Origin of the sequence: Arthrobacter sp. OAP107, from assembly GCF_040546765.1 — a bacterium.
Taxonomy (GTDB): domain Bacteria; phylum Actinomycetota; class Actinomycetes; order Actinomycetales; family Micrococcaceae; genus Arthrobacter.
Window position 1 is genome coordinate 4,088,534 of the sequence record NZ_JBEPOK010000001.1, and the last position, 19,576, is coordinate 4,108,109.

Here is a 19,576-nt window from a genome sequence, read left to right on the forward strand (position 1 = left end):
GGTGAATTCATGAGTGATGTGATGCGCCCTCCAGGGCATTCCCCTGAAAGGCCGGACGACACCGTCGGGCCTTAAAGGTGGAGGGTCCTGCCAGTCTAGAACGGTGCCCCCAAAGGGTCCATGGTGCCTGGAAGTCTGCGGGACCGCTCCTGCAATTACGTCAATTACGCAACACAATTGGGTCTTTTTGATCGCGCCCATCCGGCCTACGTTGGGAACAGCGGGCCGCCCAGCCGGGGCGTCCGGAAATTTGGAGGAATCCATGAGCACGCACGTAGCCGATTGCAGCGTCACCAATTGCTCCTTCAACGACCACTCCGAATGTAACGCCGAGGCCATCACGGTCGGCGGCACCACAGACCACGCCTCCTGCGCCACGTTCATCGACACGGGTGTGCACGGCGGCCTGCCGAAGGTCCTCGCCGGCGTCGGGGCATGCCAGCGGTCGGAATGCATCCACAACGACCACCTGATGTGCAAGGCGTCCGAAGTCCACGTTGGCCCCGGCCCGGACAACGCCGACTGCCTCACCTACTCCCACAATGGACGACAGGCCACCCACTAACCCGGGATCCACTCCCCATCGACTGACCAGCGCAGGCGGATAGGTCCCCCATTGACCCGGCTCCCGGCCGGTGCGGCTTGATTGTCACAGCCTCTTGCTAGATTCGAATCAGCGCACCGGGAACCATTCCGGAGCGAGGCTGCCAATGGGGAGGCCCCATGTTCCTGCTCGACCCAACAACACCGGGCCAACCGGCTGATCTGGTGTTCTCAGCCACCGACCTCGTGGCCGCCAGCGAATGCGAATACCGGACGCTCCGGATCCTGGACGAGAAACTTGGCCGGTCCGCCAAAGCCGATTTCGCCGCCGACGAGATGCAGGCACGGGCAGGCAAGCTCGGCGACGTCCACGAGCACAAGGTGCTGGCCTCCCTCATCGACCGCCACGGCCCGTGGGACGCCTCGCGCGGCACCGGGGTCTACTGCATCGACCGCGGAACCCCGGACCGGGCCAGCTTGGCGGACAAGGCCCGCGAGACCGCCGCCGCCCTCCGCAGCGGCGCCGACGTCGTCTTCCAGGCCACGTTCTTCGACGGCGAATTCCTCGGCTATGCAGACTTCCTGGTGCGGGAGGAGGCGGCCGGGGCTAGCGAAGAGGCTGTGGGCATTACAGCGGCAGGACCTCCACTGTCCAGGGGTTCCGCTCCGGACCGGTATGAGGTCTGGGACACCAAGCTGGCGCGGCACGCCAAGGTAGGAGCCCTGCTGCAGCTTGCCGCTTACGGCGACCAGCTGATCAAGCTCGGGTTGGAGCCGGCCCCGCGGGTCCTGCTGGTGTTGGGCAACCTTGAGCGCAGCACCCACTCGCTGGCGGATCTGCTGCCGGTGTACCGCGAGCGCCGGGCGCGCTTCCGTGAGCTCACCGCCGGGCACCGTGCCGGTGAGGCTCCTGTGGCCTGGCAACAGCCCGGCGTCAATTACTGCGGCAGGTGCGACTACTGCGCCGAGCAAGTGGCCGGGCACCGAGACCTGCTCATGGTGGCGGGCATGACCTCCGTCCAGCGGAAGAAGCTCGTCGCGGACGGCGTCACCACCATCGACGCCCTCGCCGAGCTCCCCCTGCACCTGGCCACGGGTTCGCGGCAGCGCCTGCGGGACCAGGCCAGGATGCAAACCGGACTGGAGGCAGCCGACGGCTCACGCACCTTCGTGAAGGAGGGCCAGCCGCACACCGTCACCTACAAGGTGCTGGCGGACAACGCGTTGGCTGGCATTCCTGCCCCGAGCGACGGCGACATCTTCTTTGACTTCGAAGGCGACCCCCTCTGGCAGGATCCCGCAGGCAAATGGGGCCTGGAGTACCTCTTCGGCGTGATTGAGGCCCCGCTGCCCACTGACCCGCCGGGCCAGGACCCGGTCTTCCGGCCGTTCTGGGCCCACTCGCGTGTGGGTGAGCGGCAGGCGTTCCTTGACTTCCTCGCCTACGTGGAGGAACGGCGCGCGCAGTATCCGGACATGCACGTCTACCACTACGCCCCCTACGAGAAGACTGCCCTGCGCAACCTCTCGCTGAACCATGTGGCCGGCGAGGATGTGGTGGATTCATGGCTGCGGGACGGGCTCCTCATTGACCTCTACGCCACGGTCCGGCACTCACTGCGCATCTCCGAGGCCTCGTACTCCATCAAGAAGCTCGAGCCCCTGTACATGGGAGACAACCTGAGGTCCGGTGACGTCAAGGACGCCGGTGCTTCGGTGGTGGCCTACGCAGCCTACTGCGAGGCGCGCGACGCCGGGCCCGAGACCCACGCGGAGGCGGCCGCCATCCTCGCCTCCATTTCCGACTACAACCAGTACGACTGCCTGTCCACGCTGCGCCTCCGCGACTGGCTGCTGCAGTTGCGCGGCGGTGGCGCGCCCGGTGGTTCCGGTGGGGCTGGCGTGATGGCGGCCGGTGTGGGGACCACGACTGCCGGCGCAGGGACAGCGGCCGGTCCCCAAACGCCGCCGGACGCCGTTGTGGACGGGGAACCTTCGCCGGAGGAGGCAGGCCTGCGATCCTTCCTGGACGCCATTGCGGAACACGGCGAGCTGACGGCGGACGAGCAGGCCGTCGCCATGGTCGCGGCGGCCACCGGCTACCACCGCCGGGAGCGCAAGCAGTTCTGGTGGGAGCACTTCGACCGGCTCGAGTCCGAGGTCGACAGGTGGCGGGACCAGCGCAACGTGTTCATCGTGGAAGCGGCCGAGGTGCTCTCGGACTGGGCACCGCCCACTTCCAGAGCCAGGACCGAGTCCCGCACCCTGCGGCTCACCGGGATCATGAGCGAGGGCTCGGAATTCAAGCCGGGTTCCAAATGGTTCCGAATGTTCGAGGACCCCCTGCCCGATGGTCTAGGGGAGGTCGACGGCGGGCGGACCCCGAGGCGCGCGGCAGCAACCGAGCCATCAGATACAGCCGGCTCAATGGAGGGCACGGTTGCGGGACCCCACGAGGCCACCATGCCGCCCTCCCGCGACGGCATCTTCGGCACGCTCGTGGAGGCTGTTGAAGACCATCCCGAACAGCCCGGCCGGACGGTCATCACCATCACGGAGAAGTCCACGGGGAAGGTGCCGCCGTACTTCCAGCTGCCCATGGCGCTGACGGACGACCGTCCCATTGCCACCGACAGCATTGAGGCCGCGCTGGCAGAACTCGCGCAGCGCGTTGGTTCCTCCCTGCCAGAACTTCCCAAACATGCCGGGGTGGACATCCTGCGCCGGACACCACCCCGGCTGGCAGGCCTTCCGAGCCTGCCCGCAGTTGGCAGCGACTCCAACGGAAACGCCGACTACGTCTCTGCCATTGCCCACGCGCTGAAACACCTGGACCGGTCCTACCTCGCGGTGCAGGGGCCTCCGGGGACCGGCAAGACGTTCGTGGGCTCCCACGTCATCGCCCGGCTCGTGGAGGCCGGGTGGAAGGTGGGCGTGGTCGCCCAGTCCCACGCCGTCGTCGAAAACATGCTCTGCACGGCGATCGAGAAAGCCGGGGTGGACCGCGCCGTGGTGGCGAAGAAACTGTCTCAACCACACGACGTACCGTGGACCTGCGTCGCCGACGAGGACGTTGCGCGGCTCCTCGACGGGCCGGACGGTTGCCTGGTTGGCGGAACTGCCTGGACCATGACCGGCAGACACGTGCCTGCCGGTTCGCTGGATCTGCTGGTCATCGACGAGGCCGGCCAGTATTCGCTGGCCAACACGCTGGCCGTGGCACGCTCCGCGAAGCGTCTCCTGCTGCTCGGCGACCCTCAGCAGCTTCCCCAGGTCACGCAGGGCTCCCATCCGGAACCGGTCGATGAGTCGGCGCTGGGCTGGCTGTCGGCCGGGCGCGCCACGATGCCTGCCGAGCTCGGGTACTTCCTCGCCGATTCCTGGCGGATGCATCCCGAGCTGTGCCGGAAGGTGTCGGTGCTCAGCTACGAGGGCAGGCTGGAATCTGCGCCGGCGGCTTCCCTGCGCCACCTTGACGGCGTGCCGCCAGGTGTGGACACCGTTCTGGTGCCGCATGCCGGCAACACCACAAGTTCGGCGGAGGAGGCTGCCGCGGTCGTCGGACTGGCGCGCCAGCACATCGGGCTCAAATGGACGCCGGGCAAGGACGGGCCGATCCGGCGGCTGGAAGCCAAGGACATCCTGGTGGTGGCTGCGTACAACGCCCAGGTGCAGACAATCCGGCACGCTCTGGACCAGGAGGGGCTTTTCGACGTGCGGGTGGGAACAGTGGATAAGTTCCAGGGCCAGGAGGCTCCCGTTGTACTGGTGTCGATGGCGTGCTCAGCCATTGCGGAAGCACCGCGCGGGGCCGAGTTCCTGCTCAACCGTAATCGAATCAACGTAGCCGTATCGCGGGGCCAATGGCGGGCCGTCATCGTCCGCTCCCCTGAACTCACCAACTACATGCCGGCGCGGCCCTTCGCGCTCGAGGAACTCGGGGCCTTCCTGGGACTCAGCCCGGGGGAATTCACCCGGGACTGAGTCAGCCGACGACCTGGAAGCTCCTGAATCCGCCTTCAGCCGGGGAAACTTTCTCGTCGACGTGCGACACCCTGCCCGGTGCCTGGGATGATCCGAGCCAGCGCCTGAATTCGACAATGTCCGGCTGCGGCCCCTCCGCGACAACGGCCACCGAACCGTCGTCGTCGTTCCTGACCGAACCTGTCAGGCCCAGCTCGTCGGCCTTGCGCGCGGTCCAGTAGCGGAATCCGACGCCTTGGACCATTCCCGTGACGCGTGCGGTGAGGCGGACGCTGTCCGGGTCTGCTGCCTTCGAGTCAGTCATGGAACCAATGTAGCGCCGGCGGCCTTGGTCTCGACAGGCTCCGGCCAGCGGGCGCAGGCCGAGCCGGGCACAGGCCGGAGCCGGGCACAGGCCGGGTCAACTGACGCCAGGAACGGCGAAGCCCCGCTGCAACGGGTGCTGCAGCGGGGCTTCGGCCGGACGGATCAGTTGACGGTGATGTCCCGGGTCCGGTGGTCGTAGCGGATGGTGAGCTGGCCGCCGGAGTGGTGCAGTTCGTGGTTGGCTCCATCGAACGCGCCGAACGCGCCGTAGTTCTCTTCCCAGGAACGGTTGAGAGCGATCTTGAAGGTGTAGTAACCGGCCGGGATCTCAGCCGACAGCTTCCACAGCTGGTCCAGCTCGTCCAGCTGCATCTGCGCTTCGTCGTACTGCGGCGCCCAGTTTTCCGGGGCTCCCAGTAGGGTGTTGAAGTCGCCGGCCACGGCCACGGCGGCCGGCTGGTCGACGGTTTCTGCGGGAGCCTGCGCTTCGGCGTCGGCTTCTGCCTTCTTCAGAACAGCCTTGGCCACGGGAGCAACAGCGTCCTCGATCAGCTTGGCCGCCTTGTCGACAACCTTGGCTGTCTTGGACGGAGCCTTCTCGGCCTTTGCTGCGGCTGCCTTCTTGGCCGCCGGCTTGGCAGGTGCGGCCTCCGGAAGGGGCGTGTCGGCCGGGACCGGAGTACCGGCGTCGAGCGCTGCCGAGAAGCTGGCCGCGTCCGGGAAAGCGACCGTTGCGCGCTGTCCGTCCTCGGTGATGGTCCAGCCGGAGCGTCCCTTGACCAGCCAGCCGGCCTTGACCAGCTTGGCCGTAGCGGTGGTCAGCGATTTGTGGCCGCGGGGAATGCCACCGCTGAGGAGTTCAGCTTCGTAGGCGTTCAGCGGAACCCGGACGAGCGCTTCAGCAAGCACGGCACCGGCGTTCTGCGATTCACCCGACAACACCCCCTCTGCCAGAACGTCCAGCACGGCCTTAAGGCGGATGTTGGTGTTTTCGGCGGCAGTCTTGCGCATGGTTCCCCTTACAGAGCGATTGTTCCCCCAGTAGTTTGCCAAGTTCTGGGCGAATCTGGCGACTTTGCCGGGTAAACATTGTGTGTCGTGACCGACTATGACGGGGATTACACCTGAACTGAGCCGGAAATCCGGGTTTTTCGGCCCGCGCTGCCCCTTGGCCGCACTTCATGTTCTTGCTCACCTCCGCGGCCCAATTCCCGGCGGGGAAGGTAGAAAGTAGGCTTACCGTATAGAGCGAGGCCCCAAACGGAAGGGATGATTTCAGTGAGTGAACACAGCAGCAAGGCAGACGGTTTTATCGTTCCGGACCCTTCGAAGCTCCGCGACGACGTTCCCGGCGACGTGGGTGACGATGCCAACGCCATCCGCTTCAGTGAGGAGCAGGCCCTCATCGAGGAGCAGTCGCACGGCATCCGCCCGGAGCACTACAGCGTTCCTTCTGGCGGCCCCACAATGGAGGAAGCCCGCGGCAACATGGATCTCTCCGACGACGTCGGTGACGCGGCCGCCGCGGATAGCAGCGACGACGGACTGCACAGCGGCCAGGAACAGTAACTGCCGGCGGTAACCAATCAACCCCGGAGGGGCGGCTGCCGGCGGCGGCCGCCCCTCCCATTTCCCAGCGCTAGCGCCAGCGCTGGACTTCCTACTGATCCGCCCCCTACTGGACGTACCCTTCCACCTCATTGACGGGGCGGGCATCCGCCTCGTTGGGATCTTCGCCTGCTTTGGCCTTCGCCCGGCGCTGGCGCAGCAAGTCCCAGCATTGGTCCAACGCCTCTTCCACCTGCCGCAGCCGGGCGCGGCGGTCGCTCCGGCCGTCGTCGTCCTCGTCGGAGCTGTCCCCGCCGGCACCGCCGGCCTGCCCCGAACCCGCCGGCTCGCGGAGCTGATGCTCTTCGTCAACCAGCGCCTGGATGCGCTGCAGAATGTCCTGGTTGTCCATCGCCTTCACTCCTTGGTTACCGCGTGCCGGATTCACTGTTGGGACCACCACCCACAACCATTCGCGGCGGGGGCTGGACTGCCAGCCTAATCACGTAATGCAGCCCGGGAAAGGGGCAGTTCCCCGCCGCTTGCAGCCCGGATCCCATCCCTTCGCAAGGCCTGACGACGGCGGCACTGGCGGGCCCGCCGTCGTCTCGTTAGGGTAGACGGTAAGCATGCTTAGCATTACCGCAATGCCAGCACTGCCCGGAGCAAGATGACCCCTGTCCGCATCCAACACCACCACGGAGGAGAACCATGACCGACCAGTACACGTTCAAGAATCCCGTCACTGCTTACGGGCACATCTCCCCGCCCAAGCAGCACCAGCCCGAGCCCGGCCTGGACGCCAAGCTTGAACCCAAAGCCGATCTGGGCGAGGACAGCTACCGCGGCACCGGCCGCCTCGACGGCAGGAAGGCCATCGTCACGGGCGCCGACTCAGGCATCGGCGCTGCGACGGCGATTGCCTTCGCCCGGGAAGGGGCCGACGTCGTGCTTTCCTACCTTCCCGAGGAGGAGGAAGACGCCGCGAAGATCGCGAACCTGATCGAGAAGGCCGGCCGCAAGGCCGTGAAGGTTCCCGGCGACCTCAAGGACGCCGCAACCTGCCAGAAACTGGTGGACACCGCACTGCAGGAACTGGGCGGCCTGGACCTCCTCGTGAACAACGCCGGCAAGCAGGTGGCGCAGGAGGACATCGGGGACATCACCGATGAGCAGTTCGACCACACGCAGAAGACCAACGTGTACGCCATGTTCTGGCTCACCCGGGCCGCCGTGCCGCACCTTCCTGCCGGTTCCACGATCATCAACACCACGTCGATCCAGGCGTACAACCCGTCGCCGACCCTCGTTGACTACGCCACCACGAAGGCCAGCATCAACAACTTCACCAAGGGGCTGGCCCAGCAGCTGGCACCGAAGGGCATCCGGGTGAACGCCGTGGCTCCCGGGCCGATCTGGACGCCACTGCAGGTCAGCAGCGGCCAGCCCAAGGAAGCCCTCCCCGAGTTCGGCAAGGACACGCCCCTGGGCCGCGCCGGGCAGCCCGCGGAGCTCGCCCCGGCCTACGTGTTCCTGGCCTCGGCGGAATCGAGCTTCGTGGTTGGCGAGACCCTGAATGTCAACGGTGGCAGCCCCACGCCGTAGCTGCTGTCGGCCGTCGGGGCCGGAGCCCGCGCATTTCTGCACCGCTTCAGGAAGCAGCAGCGCCGCCAGCCACCGGGAAAACCGCGCCAGCACGCGGGGCACCCGGGGCCGGCGGCGTTTCCGCACCACGGAAGTGGAGCAAAAATGCCGCGAACCGACTTATAGTGGCGACTACACGCACCTCCCTGAGCCACTCCCGCAATCCACCCTGAGGAGAGCCCCATGGAATCCCGCACGCTAGGCACACTTTCAGTCTCCAGCCTCGGCCTCGGCTGTATGGGCATGAGCGAGTTCTACGGAACCGTCGACGACAGCGAGTCCATCGCCACCATCCACGCCTTCCTGGACGCCGGCGGAACCCTGCTGGACACCGCAGACATGTACGGCCCGTTCACCAACGAGCAGCTGGTGGGCAGGGCCATCGCCGGGCGGCGTTCCGACGTGGTCCTGGCCACGAAGTTCGGCAACGAACGGCGCGACGACGGATCCTGGGTGGGCATCAACGGCCGCCCCGAATACGTCCGCTCCGCCTGCGACGCAAGCCTGCAGCGCCTCGGCGTGGACCACATCGACCTCTACTACCAGCACCGGGTGGACAAGACCGTCCCCATCGAGGACACCGTCGGGGCCATGGCGGAGCTCGTCGAGGCCGGCAAAGTCCGTTATCTGGGCCTGTCGGAGGCCAGCGCCGACACCATCCGCCGGGCGCACGCCGTCCATCCGATCACCGCGCTGCAGACCGAGTATTCACTCTGGGAGCGGGAGCCGGAGACGAAGGTCTTCCCGGTCCTGGCGGAACTGGGAATCGGGTTCGTGCCCTACAGCCCCCTCGGCCGGGGCTTCCTCACCGGCCAGCTGCGCAGCCCCGACGACTTTGCTGAAGACGATTTCCGGCGGCACTCTCCCCGATTCCAGGGCGAAAACTTCACCCGCAACCTGCAGCTGGTGGACCGGGTCAGGGAACTCGCAGACGAGAAACAGTGCAGCCCGGCGCAGCTCGCCCTGGCTTGGCTGCTCGCGCAGGGCGAGCACATCGTCCCCATTCCCGGTACCAAGAAGCGCGAACGCCTGGCCGAGAACCTGGGCGCAGCCGACGTCGAGCTTTCTGCCGCGGACCTTGCCCGCCTTGACGAACTGGCCCCGGCGGGCGCTGCCGCAGGGGCCCGCTACCCGCACATGACCTCGATAGATACCTAGAATCCCGCCCCGGCGCGTCCGCCGGAAGCGTCGGCCCGGGCCAGCAGCAGACACGAACCAGCAGCAGAGATGAGCAACAGAAAGGGACTCCCATGACGGGCATTACCGAGGACGACGGCGGCACCTCCGCCCCCGCTGGGGCCGCCACCGAAGGCACAGACACAAACCTCGCCCACTGGAGCCAGCGGCTCACGCAGGCGCTGCAGATCCTGGACCTCAAGGTGGACCAGCAGCTGGTGGCCCGACTCACTGAGGAGTCTTCGCGCGCCGTGAACGGACAGGCCGGTCCGGTCACCGCGCTGCTGGTCGGCTACGCGGCCGGGCTCCGTGCGCACGGCAGCAGCGCCTCGCCACAGGAGGCAGTGCAGTCGGCGGCCGACGTCGCGTTGCGGCTCTGCGAGCACGGAACCGAGGGCGGCCCGGACAGTAAGGGCTGGTCCAGTACCGCCCAATAGCCGCCCGGCAGCCCCGTTCTGCCCCGCCCATGCCGGGCGGGGACAGGGCGTTAGGGAGGACGGCGGCGCAAGGCGCGGCGGCCAGGGAAGAGCCGCGCGCTACACCGTCTCCGCGCTGGGCTCCAGGCGCACAATCACGGCCTTGGACGCCGGCGTGTTGCTTCCCTCCGCGACGCTCTCCAGGGGCACCAGGACGTTGGCCTCCGGGTAGTACGCGGCCGCGCAGCCGCTGGCCGTGGGATACGAAACGACGCGCAGCTTCCGCATCACCCGCTCCACGTTGTCCTCGTACACGCCATGGACATCCACGAACTGGCCATCACTCAGGCCGAGCTCGGCGATGTCCTCGGGGCTGACGAACACCACGTCCCGGCCCTTCTTGATGCCGCGGTACCGGTCGTTGTGCCCGTAGATGGTGGTGTTGAACTGATCGTGCGAGCGGACGGACTGCAGGATCAGCGTGCCGGCCGGCCGCTCGACGCTCTCCAGGTGGTTGACCGTCAGCATGGCCTTGCCGGTGGGCGTGGGGAAGGTCCGCGAATCCCTCGGTCCGTTGGGCAGGACGAAGCCGCCTTCCTGCCGGATCTTGCTATTGTAGTCCTCACAGCCGGCCACCACATGGGAAATGTGCTCGCGGATAAGGTCGTAGTTCTTCTCGAAGCCCGCCCAGTCCGCGCTGGACTTCCCCGCCACCGTCTCCCGCGCCATCCGGCAGACAATCGCCACCTCTGACAGCAGGTTCGGTGCAACAGGCTCCACCCGACCCGCCGAGGGATGCACGGCGCAAACAGTGTCCTCGACGGAGACGAACTGCGGTCCGGATTCCTGGAGGTCGATTTCCGTGCGCCCCATGGTGGGCAGGATGAGGGCTTCCTTGCCCGTCACCGTGTGCGAGCGGTTCAGCTTGGTGGAGATCTGAACGGTGAGGTCGGTATTCTCCATGGCCGCCTCGGCGGCGTGCGTGTCCGAGATGGCGGCCACCAGGTTTCCGCCCAATGCCACGAAAACTTTGATCCCGCCGTCGCGCATTCTGCGGATGGTTTCCACGGCGTCAGCGCCGTGCTCGCGCGGCGGGTCGAAGCTGAACTCCTTGCCGAGTGCGTCGAGGAACGCCGGCGGCATCTGCTCCCAGATGCCCATGGTCCGGTCACCCTGCACGTTGCTGTGCCCGCGGATCGGCGAGGCGCCGGCACCCGGCTTGCCGATGTTACCGCGCAGCAGGAGCAGGTTGATGATCTCCTTGATGGTGGCCACACCCTTCTTGTGCTGTGTGATCCCCATGGCCCACGTGATGATGACGCGGTCCGCCTTCAGATACCGGGCGGCCAGCTCGTCGATTTCGTCGGCGCGGAGCCCTGTGGCTTCCAGCACGGTCTCGTCGTCAAGCCCGTCAAGGTGCGCTTTGAGTTCCTCCAGGCCCTCGCAGTGCTCCGCCAGGAACTCGTGGTCCAGCACCGTCCCGGGATTCTTCGCCTCGGCGTCGAGCACCCGCTTCGAAATGGCCTGCAGCAGCGCCATGTCGCCGCCCACCCGGATCTGCAGGAACTGGTCCGCGAGATCGGTGCCGTGGCCGATGACGCCCTTGACCTTTTGCGGGTTCTTGTAGCGCAGCAGCCCCGCCTCCGGCAGCGGGTTGACGGCCACAATCTCGGCGCCCGCCTCCTTGGCCTCCTCGAGCGCGGTAAGCATGCGCGGGTGGTTGGTGCCCGGGTTCTGCCCCATGATGATGATCAGCTGCGCCTTGGCGAAGTCGTCGTAGGTGATGGTGGCCTTGCCGATGCCGATGGTCTGGCCCATCGCCCAGCCGGAGGATTCGTGGCACATGTTGGAGCAGTCCGGCAGGTTGTTGGTGCCGAAGGCCCGCACGAACAGCTGATAGATGAAGGCGGCCTCGTTCGATGTCCGGCCGCTCGTGTAGAAGGCGGCCTCGTCCGGGCTGGCCAGTCCGTTGAGCTTCCGCCCCAGGATCCCGAAAGCCTCATCCCAGCTCACGGGCCGGTAATGGTCCTCCCCTGCCGGCTTGTAGACCGGCTCCGTGACGCGGCCCTGCATACCGAGCCAGTACTCCGTCCGCTGGCGCAGCCCACTGACGGAATGCTCCGCCCAGAAGTCCGATTCGATGACCACGGGCGTGGCTTCCCAAGTGACGGCCTTGGCCCCGTTTTCGCAGAACTCGAACGCCTTCCGGTGGTCCGGGTCTGGCCAGGCGCAGCTCATGCAGTCGAAGCCGTGCTTCTGGTTCAGGGCCAACAGCGTCTTCTCTGCCCTGCCCAGGCCCATGTGTTTGATGGCCGGCTGCATCGAATGCACGACACCCGGGATGCCGGCGGCCCATTCCTTGGGCTTGCCTACCTCCAGGTCCTTCTCGTTCGCCTCTTCAACGTCTGGGTTCTTGCGCGGCATGCTGCACACTCCTTGACTCGGCCATCGTCCGGGCACTGCTGTTCGCGGCACCATCGCCGCAGTTTTGCCTCCCTCACAGGACTAGCAGTAATGCAAGGTGCCTGCAAGCATTCGGCCCCGTTAGAGGTCCGCCGGAGGCCAGGTGCAACCGGCACGCAGCGGATGCAGCGGCGCAACGCCTGCTGGCGCACCGGTGCAGCAGGGGCGGACAATGGGAGCACCTGCAGACCGTTTGGAGCCGCAATGCGCCGTTCTAGGGGCTGGCTGAAACACCACAGGCTTCTGGCTTTCTTCGTCGTGTCCTACGCAATTTCCTGGGCCTCCTGGCCGTTCTTCGTGGCACCTGCCGCTGGTCTTCTTTCTCGGGCTGAGCGTGATCGGCCTGCCGACGACTTTCGCCATCACGTTCCTCTACGTCTGGCTGTTCAACCGCAGCGGCGGCAGCGTTCTGCTGACGCTTCTGTTCCACAACAGCCAGGGCACCGTCACCGTCGGGGCCTTCGGCTTCGCCGCCGCCGACGCCGGCCGCGCGGAGCTGATCTACTTCCTCGCCGTCGTCCTGGCGGTGCTTGCCACCGTGGTCCTGGACCGCCGGGCCTGGCGCAAGGCACCCCGCTCGGCCACCGCCGTCGGGCGTTTCGCGCTCCGAATGCGGGGCACGTGAACGACGGCGGTTGATCGGCGCCGGGCGCGTAGCACCGGTGCTTCCGTTCAGGACCCGACGCTTCCGTTCAGGACCCGACAATTGCATCCCAGTCAGGAGGTAGCAAATGTCCTCGCCGCTAGTCAAAGCCGCCGGCCCCATCGCCGTGGTGTCGGGCATACTGTTCGCTGCCGTGGACCTGGCCCGCCTGCTGGCTGCCGATCGGAGCCTCGACCGCATCGAGATGATGCGGCAGACGCCCTTCCAGGTCACGAACGCCCTCTACTGGGTGGTCTTCGTCGGGCTCACCCTCGCACTGGTGTCCGTTTACTTCCGGCTCGGCGGCCGGGCGGGCAGACTCGGCGCCGCCGGGTTCTGCATCGCGCTTGTGGGCACCTTGGACATGGCCGGCAACATGTGGTTCGACGGCTTCGCCGGCCCCTGGATCGCCGAGGCCGCCCCCGGCGCGATCCTCGCGGGCGGGTCCGGAATGCTGGCAGTCGGGGGCCTGTCCAGCTACGTGCTCTTCAGCGTGGGCTGGATGTTTTTTGGCATCGCCGGCTGGCGCTCAGGGATGTTCCCCGCGTGGACCTGCGTGGCGTTCGTCGTTGCGGGTTTCCTCGGCTACAACGCCGGGCTGCCGCCGTACGGGATCCCGATCGGGCTGGTCATGGCGGCGCTGGGCTGGTGGATCATCCGGACTGATAAGTGAAAAGGGGACTGGCATCATCTGCCAGTCCCCTCCGCTGTGCTTGGCCAGAGCCGAAGCTGCAGCGATAGTTTCAGTTACCTTCTGACCAGGGCGTTGCCGTATCCGGCGTCGCACTTGCCATCGTGAATCACGCCGGCGCCCGGTGCCACAACGTAGTTGCTGGCAGGGTTGAAGATCGCCGTTCGCACGCTTGTCACCTGTCCGGCGCAGTTATTAGCGCCGTCGGCGTCCATGCTTTGGCCCCCAATCCACATATCGATCCATATGGTGGAATTGGTTCCCTGGGCGTTCAAGCCCTGGTGGCAACCATTATTCTCCGGATCATCGCCGTCCCCACAGGTGTCTTCCACGACGAAGTAGCGCCGAACATCCGGGAGGTAAATGCGCGTGCCGGCGGGGAAGTCCAGCACGTCCTGGCCTGATGCCAAGGAATGCCCCACTGCGATAGTGATCGGATCGGCGTAGGTTCCCGTTCCACCGGCAGTCTTGTGCAGCACAGGGTGGCTGATCGTTGCTGAGCCAGCCGGAGTGTTGTCATACCAGGTGTAAGCAGTGGTGTACGTGGTATGGACCACCTTCTCCGACGACGCCGGCAGTACCGGGGCAGGTTTGGGTTTCACGGGCTTGGGCGTCTCCGCCGCGATGCTCGGGACAGCGACGGCGGCTGCCGCCTTCGCAGCTGCTTCCTTTGCTGCCGCTGCTCGGTCGGCAACGGTTTTGGCCAAGGCGGCCTCGCGGGCTGCTGCCTTGGCCGCAGCATTTGCCTTGGCCGTCTTTTCCTTCACTGCGGCGGCTCGCGCTCCCTCAGCCTTGACTTTAGCTGCAGCAGCTTTTGCCTTGGCAGCAGAGCGGGCCTTGGCCGCAGCGCGGGCCTTGGCCGCAGCGACCTGCTGCGACGTGCCGACCTCGCTGGAGCCCAGGGTGGATGTAGAGTCGGTTGTCACTTCTACACCGGAGTTAGCGAAGCCCGCAGACTGGATGGTGGAACTGGTGCCGGTTCCTGCGGCACATGCCGTTGTGGCAAGCACTACGGAGAGCATGCCGGCGGCGAGCAGATTTTTCCTGCGCATTGGAGTATTAGCCTCTTTTGTGATGCGGTATCAGGCAGGCTGAAGCAAGGCCAGTCCTGCCCGGAATCGATTCTGGTCTGCTGCAGCGCATGCGGCAGCCTGGGGATTTATCACACGAAGATGGGGTTATGCCACCCAAGGGAGCGTGTGAGCCGACCAGTGACCTAAACGTTACACAGAGGGCTAGGAACTCGCCAACTTTACGGCGCGTCGCACAAACCGACAGACACCCCGTACGGCATAATTCCGGCGCCTTCATGGCTACCGCCGTGCAAGCTCACTGCCGTATTCGCCGTCGCACTGACCATCGTGGATAACGCCATCTCCGGAGGCCACAACGAAGTTATTGGCCGGGTTGAAAACGGCAGTGTGAACACCGGTGAGCCGACGTGTGCAACGCCGGGTAAAGGATGCCTCCTCACCCTCGCCGCCGATCCACATATCGATCCAGATGGAGGCGCCCTCATGCTCGCTGGCACCGGCATGGCATGGGCCGTCCTCGGGCGTCGGCCCGTCTCCACAGGTGTCCTCGACGATGAAGTAGCGGCGAACGTCGGGCAGATAGATCCGTGTTCCGGCAGGGACATCGAGTACATCTTTGCCTGTCTCCCAAGAGTGTCCCACCGCAACCGTCACGGGGTCGTCGTACGTTCCGACTCCCCCGGCCTGCCTGTGCAGCGCGGGGTTGCTGATGTCCGGAGAACCAGGAGGAGTGTTATCAAACCACGTGTAGGCGGTGATGTAGGTGCCAGAAACCACTTTTTCGCCGGAGGTCGTCGGGGCCGCCGTGCCGGAGGTCGTCGGGGCCGCCGTGCCGGAGGTCGTCGGCTTCGGCTTCGAGGGCCGAGTCGCAGTCGTGGCCGGGATCGAGGGCGTCACGGGGTTGGCTGTGCTCGGGGCCGCCGGAGGTTCTGCCGTAGGTGCCGCGGTTCCCGGGGCCGTGGCCGAGTCCGGGACCAGCGCTTCGCAAGCCGACGAGGCAAGAACAAGGGCCACGAGAGCTGCAACTAGAGCGAAGGTCCTGCGCATCAGTGTCTGCCTCTACCACGCGGAATGAGTACCCTGAACGCTACCGTTGCCCGGGTAGAGAAGCCATCCTACTATCGGTATTCACAGGCATTTTAAGGCCACTACACAGCTTCAGCCCGACAGCTCGGCCAGCAACTCGTGCTTCCGCTCCTCGCTGGCGAACGAGGACCTGATGGAGTTCGCAGCGAGCCTTACCCGGTCGAACTCGGACAGCCCCAGCACCGACTCCAGCTGGGCGAAGTTGGTATCCAAATAGCCGCCGAAGTACGCCGGGTCGTCCGAGTTCACGCTGACGTTGAGACCGGCGGCCAGCATCGCCGGCAGCGGGTGCGCTGCCAGCATGTCCACGGCCCGGAGCCGGACGTTCGACAGCGGACAGACCGTCAGCGGCACATGGTCATCGACCAGCCGCTCCACGAGCTCGGGGTCCTCCATGCACCGGATACCGTGGTCGATCCGCTCCACGCCCAGCACGTCCAGAGCCTCCACAATGTACGACGGCGGGCCCTCCTCCCCGGCGTGCGCAATCTTCCGCAGGCCTGCTTCGCTGGCCCGGGCGAACAGCCGAGTGAATTTCGACGGCGGGTTGCCCACCTCTGCCGAGTCCAGGCCGATGCCGGCGATCGGGGCGTCCATCGCCAGAAGCCCCTCCAGGACCTCGAGCGCCGAGTCCTCGGACAGGTCGCGGAGGAAAGCGGCGATCAGCAGCGTGGAAATGCCGAACTCCTCCTCAGAGGTGGCGAGGACAGAGGCGACCCCGTTCACGCAGGTCTCCAAGGCGACTCCCCGCGAGAGGTGTGCCTGCGGATCCATCATGATTTCGGCGTGCCGCACCCCGGCCGCCGCAGCCCGCGTCAGGTAGGCCCGGGTCATGTCGGCGAAGTCCTGCTCGGTCCGGAGGACGGCCATGTTGGCGTAGTACAGGTCGAGAAACGACTGCAGGTCCGTAAACTCGTACCGGCCCCGTAGCTCGTCCAGGTTTGCGTACGGCAGCTCGATGCCGTTCCGTTCAGCGAGCGCAAAGATCAGTTCCGGCTCCAGCGTCCCCTCAATGTGAAGGTGGAGCTCCGCCAAGGGCGACGGCGACGGAGGCGCCACCAGCTCCTCTTCAGCTGAAGGCAAAGTCTGATCTGTTGGCCCGGTTTGATCTGAAAGAGCAGCGGGACCGATCGGTTCAGCGGCGGCGTCGTAAGTGTTCACCCCGACAGAATAGTCCCCGGACCGGCCATGACCGCTAGAGTCGAACAGATGCGGACTGAAGAGTATGCTGATCCCTTGGCCGATCTGGACTGGAGCCCGGAAACCGGCGCCCACCATTCTGCCGACGGTTTTGTCCGGGTGCGCGGTGCCCGTGAGAACAACCTTCGCAATGTGGACGTGGCTGTCCCGCGCGACGCCATCGTGGCCTTCACCGGTGTCTCGGGATCTGGCAAGTCCTCGCTGGCGTTCGGCACGATTTACGCCGAAGCCCAGCGCCGGTACTTCGAATCCGTCGCGCCGTACGCCCGGCGCCTCATCCAACAGGGCCACAATCCCAAGGTGGAGATGATCACCGGGCTGCCGCCCGCCGTCGCGCTTCAGCAGCGCCGCGGCACACCGAGCAGCCGTTCCACCGTGGGAACGGTGACCACGCTGTCCAACTCTCTCCGCATGCTGTTCTCCCGCGCCGGCAGCTACCCGGCCGGGGCGAGCCCGCTGGACTCGGACGCCTTCTCGCCCAACACGGCAGCCGGGGCATGCCCGGAGTGCCACGGCCTCGGCGTCGCACACACCGTGAGTGAAGCCTCGCTGGTCCCGGACCCGTCGCTGAGCATCCGGGACGGGGCTATCGCCGCGTGGCCGACCGCGTGGCAGGGCAAGAACCTGCGGGACATCCTCACCCATCTGGGTTACGACGTCGACATCCCCTGGCGGGAGCTGCCCCGGGAGGACCGTGACTGGATCCTGTTCACCGAGGAGCAGCCGGTCGTGGAGATCATCCCGCAGCGTGACCGGGTGGCCAAGCCGTACAAGGGCACGTTCTGGAGTGCCAAGAGTCACGTGCTGCACACCCTGGCGGATTCCAAGAGCAACACGATGCGCGAACGCGTGCTCCGCTTCATGGAAACCGGCCCCTGCTGGCGGTGCAGCGGCAGCGGACTCACCCCGGACGCCCTGGCCGTCACGTTCGCAGGCAGGACCATCGCCGACCTCAACGCCGTGCCGACGGCCGAACTGGCCGACATCATCCGCCCCACAACCGAACTGAAGGACGCCGGAACCGCCTCCCGCAAGCTGTCCTCCGGCGAAGGCAACGAGGTGGCCGTGGCCATCACGCGCGACCTACTGCAGCGGATCACGGTCCTGCTGGATCTGGGGCTCGGCTACCTGGCACTGGGCCGATCGACGCCCACCCTCTCCCCCGGTGAAATGCAGCGGCTCCGGATCGCCACGCAGCTCCGCTCGGGTCTGTTCGGCGTGGTCTACGTGCTGGACGAGCCCTCCGCCGGGCTGCACCCCGCCGATGCCGAGCCACTGCTCGCTGTCCTGGAACAGCTGAAATCGTCGGGCAACTCGGTGTTCGTGGTGGAGCACAACATGGACATCGTGCGCCGCGCCGACTGGCTCGTGGACGTGGGTCCGAGGGCTGGAGAGGGCGGCGGTGAGGTGCTCTACAGCGGACCCGTGGCCGGCCTGGCCGACGTCGAGGCCTCCGTCACGCGCCCGTTCCTCGTGCAGGACGGCCCCCAGGGACGTCTTGGCAGCGCCAAAACCGACGACGGCGGCAGCACTGCCGGCGCTTCCCGCACCGGTGCGTCTAACGGCAGGGCGCCCGAAGTGAGCGAGCCGGGCAGCGAGCCGGGCAGCGGCGTCCGTACCGGCCGCCGTCGGGAGCCCGGTGCCTGGCTGGAACTGAACGACATCTCACGCCACAACCTCCGCGGCCTCGACGCGTCCTTCCCCTTGCGGGTCCTGGCCGCCGTCACCGGTGTCTCCGGCTCGGGCAAGTCGACGCTGGTCAGCCACGTTTTGGCGGAGGTGGTCGGGTCCGACCTGCACGGCGACGCGGGCTCGGGGGGAATTGGTGCCGGTGATGCGGGTGCGGGCCGCCCAGAGTCTGCGGGAACCAACGGGGACCAACTCCTGGACGCCGGAGATCCCGGCACGCCGCTGAGCGTCGGAACCGTGACCGGCCTGCACCACGTGGACCGGCTGGTGACCGTGGACCAGAAGCCGATCGGCCGCACGCCCCGGTCCAACCTGGCCACCTACACAGGGCTCTTCGACGCCGTGCGCAAGGAATTCGCCGCCACAGACGAAGCCCGGGCCCGCGGATACGGTGCCGGGCGCTTCTCCTTCAACGTGGCCGGCGGGCGCTGCGAGACCTGCCAGGGCGAGGGATTCGTCGCCGTCGAACTGCTGTTCCTGCCCGGCAGCTACGGCCCCTGCCCGGAATGCGACGGTTCGCGCTATAACCCGGAAACCCTGGAAGTCACCTACCGCGGCAAGAACGTGGCCGGGATCCTGGGCCTGACCGTGGATGCCGCCGCTGAATTCCTCGCGGAGGTTCCCTCGGCGGCCCGGAGCCTGCAGACACTGCGGGAAGTCGGGCTGGGCTACCTGCGGCTGGGGCAGCCCGCCACCGAACTGTCCGGCGGCGAAGCCCAGCGCATCAAGCTCGCCACCGAGCTGCAGCGGGCACGCCGCGGGCACACCCTGTATCTGCTGGATGAGCCGACCACCGGCCTGCATCCGGCCGACGTCCGCCTCCTCATGGCCCAGCTGCAGCGCCTCGTGGACGCGGGAAACACAGTGGTCGTGGTGGAGCACGAAATGGATGTGGTGGCGGAAGCGGACTGGGTGATCGACCTCGGCCCGGCCGGCGGGGATGCCGGCGGAAAAATCGTCGCTGCCGGCACGCCCGACGCCGTCGCCGGTTCACCGGACAGCCGGACGGCGCCGTACCTGGCTTCCGCGCTCGGCTCTTCTGCGCTCGGCCGGAGTTCCGAATAGCAGGACCCCGGTCCCCCTGCCCGGATGACTGCCTAAAGCCGCTTGACTGTCAATGATTATCTCGATTTGATAACGGCGGCCGACACCT

At 66.6% G+C, this 19,576-nt stretch carries 17 protein-coding genes; 10 read left to right on the forward strand and 7 right to left on the reverse strand.

Translation table 11 applies throughout. The features are described from left to right. Positions 1–262: 262 nt before the first annotated feature. Positions 263–565: a DUF1540 domain-containing protein gene (locus ABIE00_RS18740; protein WP_354262216.1), complete on the forward strand. Its 303-nt coding sequence runs from the start codon at positions 263–265 to the stop codon at positions 563–565. Between the two features lie 158 nt (positions 566–723). Continuing rightward, positions 724–4,527, forward strand: coding sequence for a TM0106 family RecB-like putative nuclease (locus tag ABIE00_RS18745; protein WP_354262217.1), 3,804 nt, complete (start codon positions 724–726; stop codon positions 4,525–4,527). Position 4,528: 1 nt separating this feature from the next. On the opposite strand, the gene ABIE00_RS18750 is transcribed toward ABIE00_RS18745, so the two are convergent. Further along, positions 4,529–4,831: an acylphosphatase gene (locus ABIE00_RS18750; protein WP_331572429.1), complete on the reverse strand. Its 303-nt coding sequence runs from the start codon at positions 4,829–4,831 to the stop codon at positions 4,529–4,531. Positions 4,832–4,995: 164 nt separating this feature from the next. Continuing rightward, the gene (locus ABIE00_RS18755) at positions 4,996–5,844 is read right to left on the reverse strand and encodes a pullulanase X25 domain-containing protein (RefSeq protein WP_354262218.1); all 849 of its coding nucleotides are present in this window, start codon (positions 5,842–5,844) and stop codon (positions 4,996–4,998) included. Positions 5,845–6,102: 258 nt separating this feature from the next. Between ABIE00_RS18755 and ABIE00_RS18760 the strand changes: the two genes are divergently transcribed. Further along, positions 6,103–6,402 (forward strand): hypothetical protein, encoded by a 300-nt coding sequence (locus ABIE00_RS18760; protein WP_354262219.1) that lies wholly within the window; start codon positions 6,103–6,105, stop codon positions 6,400–6,402. A 106-nt stretch (positions 6,403–6,508) separates the two neighbouring features. On the opposite strand, the gene ABIE00_RS18765 is transcribed toward ABIE00_RS18760, so the two are convergent. Then, positions 6,509–6,793: a DUF2630 family protein gene (locus ABIE00_RS18765; protein ID WP_354262220.1), complete on the reverse strand. Its 285-nt coding sequence runs from the start codon at positions 6,791–6,793 to the stop codon at positions 6,509–6,511. A 299-nt stretch (positions 6,794–7,092) separates the two neighbouring features. Here ABIE00_RS18765 and ABIE00_RS18770 point away from each other — a divergent pair, with 299 nt between their 5' ends. The 3 genes from ABIE00_RS18770 (at position 7,093) to ABIE00_RS18780 (ending at position 9,638) form a co-directional block, all read left to right on the forward strand. Next, a complete protein-coding gene (locus tag ABIE00_RS18770; RefSeq protein ID WP_354262221.1) occupies positions 7,093–7,986 on the forward strand; it encodes a glucose 1-dehydrogenase in 894 nt (297 codons plus the stop codon). Positions 7,987–8,208: 222 nt separating this feature from the next. After that, complete coding sequence (locus tag ABIE00_RS18775; RefSeq protein ID WP_354262222.1) at positions 8,209–9,183, forward strand: aldo/keto reductase; 975 nt, start codon at positions 8,209–8,211, stop codon at positions 9,181–9,183. 92 nt (positions 9,184–9,275) lie between these two features. After that, on the forward strand, positions 9,276–9,638 hold the full coding sequence (locus tag ABIE00_RS18780; RefSeq protein ID WP_354262223.1) for a DUF6457 domain-containing protein: 363 nt from the start codon (positions 9,276–9,278) through the stop codon (positions 9,636–9,638). Between the two features lie 99 nt (positions 9,639–9,737). Here the strand turns inward: ABIE00_RS18780 and ABIE00_RS18785 are convergent, their stop codons facing one another. Then, positions 9,738–12,041: an FdhF/YdeP family oxidoreductase gene (locus tag ABIE00_RS18785; protein ID WP_354262224.1), complete on the reverse strand. Its 2,304-nt coding sequence runs from the start codon at positions 12,039–12,041 to the stop codon at positions 9,738–9,740. A 373-nt stretch (positions 12,042–12,414) separates the two neighbouring features. On the opposite strand from ABIE00_RS18785, the gene ABIE00_RS18790 reads away from it, so the two are divergent. Beyond that, a complete protein-coding gene (locus tag ABIE00_RS18790) occupies positions 12,415–12,705 on the forward strand; it encodes a hypothetical protein (protein ID WP_354262225.1) in 291 nt (96 codons plus the stop codon). Between the two features lie 106 nt (positions 12,706–12,811). After that, a complete protein-coding gene (locus ABIE00_RS18795) occupies positions 12,812–13,396 on the forward strand; it encodes a hypothetical protein (RefSeq protein ID WP_354262226.1) in 585 nt (194 codons plus the stop codon). A gap of 74 nt (positions 13,397–13,470) precedes the next feature. Here ABIE00_RS18795 and ABIE00_RS18800 read toward each other — a convergent pair whose 3' ends face one another. Both ABIE00_RS18800 and ABIE00_RS18805 read right to left on the reverse strand, forming a co-directional pair. After that, a complete protein-coding gene (locus ABIE00_RS18800) occupies positions 13,471–14,466 on the reverse strand; it encodes a hypothetical protein (protein WP_354262227.1) in 996 nt (331 codons plus the stop codon). Positions 14,467–14,727: 261 nt separating this feature from the next. Beyond that, a complete protein-coding gene (locus tag ABIE00_RS18805) occupies positions 14,728–15,225 on the reverse strand; it encodes a hypothetical protein (protein WP_354262228.1) in 498 nt (165 codons plus the stop codon). On the opposite strand from ABIE00_RS18805, the gene ABIE00_RS18810 reads away from it, so the two are divergent. Further along, entirely contained in the window at positions 15,212–15,523 is a 312-nt protein-coding gene (locus ABIE00_RS18810; protein WP_354262229.1) for a hypothetical protein, read from the forward strand. The genes ABIE00_RS18805 and ABIE00_RS18810 overlap by 14 nt on opposite strands. An 83-nt stretch (positions 15,524–15,606) precedes the next feature. Here ABIE00_RS18810 and ABIE00_RS18815 read toward each other — a convergent pair whose 3' ends face one another. Next, the gene (locus ABIE00_RS18815; RefSeq protein ID WP_354262230.1) at positions 15,607–16,617 is read right to left on the reverse strand and encodes an adenosine deaminase; all 1,011 of its coding nucleotides are present in this window, start codon (positions 16,615–16,617) and stop codon (positions 15,607–15,609) included. A gap of 126 nt (positions 16,618–16,743) precedes the next feature. Here ABIE00_RS18815 and ABIE00_RS18820 point away from each other — a divergent pair, with 126 nt between their 5' ends. Next, positions 16,744–19,488 (forward strand): excinuclease ABC subunit UvrA, encoded by a 2,745-nt coding sequence (locus tag ABIE00_RS18820; protein ID WP_354262231.1) that lies wholly within the window; start codon positions 16,744–16,746, stop codon positions 19,486–19,488. The last annotated feature ends 88 nt before the right edge of the window (positions 19,489–19,576 follow it).

Coding starts and splice junctions, on each gene's coding strand:
- ABIE00_RS18800 (WP_354262227.1), bottom strand. CDS start 14,466: ATGCGCAGGAAAAATCTGCTCGCCGCCGGCATGCTCTCCGTAGTGCTT.
- ABIE00_RS18820 (WP_354262231.1), top strand. CDS start 16,744: ATGCGGACTGAAGAGTATGCTGATCCCTTGGCCGATCTGGACTGGAGC.
- ABIE00_RS18760 (WP_354262219.1), top strand. CDS start 6,103: ATGATTTCAGTGAGTGAACACAGCAGCAAGGCAGACGGTTTTATCGTT.
- ABIE00_RS18780 (WP_354262223.1), top strand. CDS start 9,276: ATGACGGGCATTACCGAGGACGACGGCGGCACCTCCGCCCCCGCTGGG.
- ABIE00_RS18765 (WP_354262220.1), bottom strand. CDS start 6,793: ATGGACAACCAGGACATTCTGCAGCGCATCCAGGCGCTGGTTGACGAA.
- ABIE00_RS18785 (WP_354262224.1), bottom strand. CDS start 12,041: ATGCCGCGCAAGAACCCAGACGTTGAAGAGGCGAACGAGAAGGACCTG.
- ABIE00_RS18750 (WP_331572429.1), bottom strand. CDS start 4,831: ATGACTGACTCGAAGGCAGCAGACCCGGACAGCGTCCGCCTCACCGCA.
- ABIE00_RS18770 (WP_354262221.1), top strand. CDS start 7,093: ATGACCGACCAGTACACGTTCAAGAATCCCGTCACTGCTTACGGGCAC.
- ABIE00_RS18745 (WP_354262217.1), top strand. CDS start 724: ATGTTCCTGCTCGACCCAACAACACCGGGCCAACCGGCTGATCTGGTG.
- ABIE00_RS18795 (WP_354262226.1), top strand. CDS start 12,812: ATGTCCTCGCCGCTAGTCAAAGCCGCCGGCCCCATCGCCGTGGTGTCG.
- ABIE00_RS18755 (WP_354262218.1), bottom strand. CDS start 5,844: ATGCGCAAGACTGCCGCCGAAAACACCAACATCCGCCTTAAGGCCGTG.
- ABIE00_RS18775 (WP_354262222.1), top strand. CDS start 8,209: ATGGAATCCCGCACGCTAGGCACACTTTCAGTCTCCAGCCTCGGCCTC.
- ABIE00_RS18740 (WP_354262216.1), top strand. CDS start 263: ATGAGCACGCACGTAGCCGATTGCAGCGTCACCAATTGCTCCTTCAAC.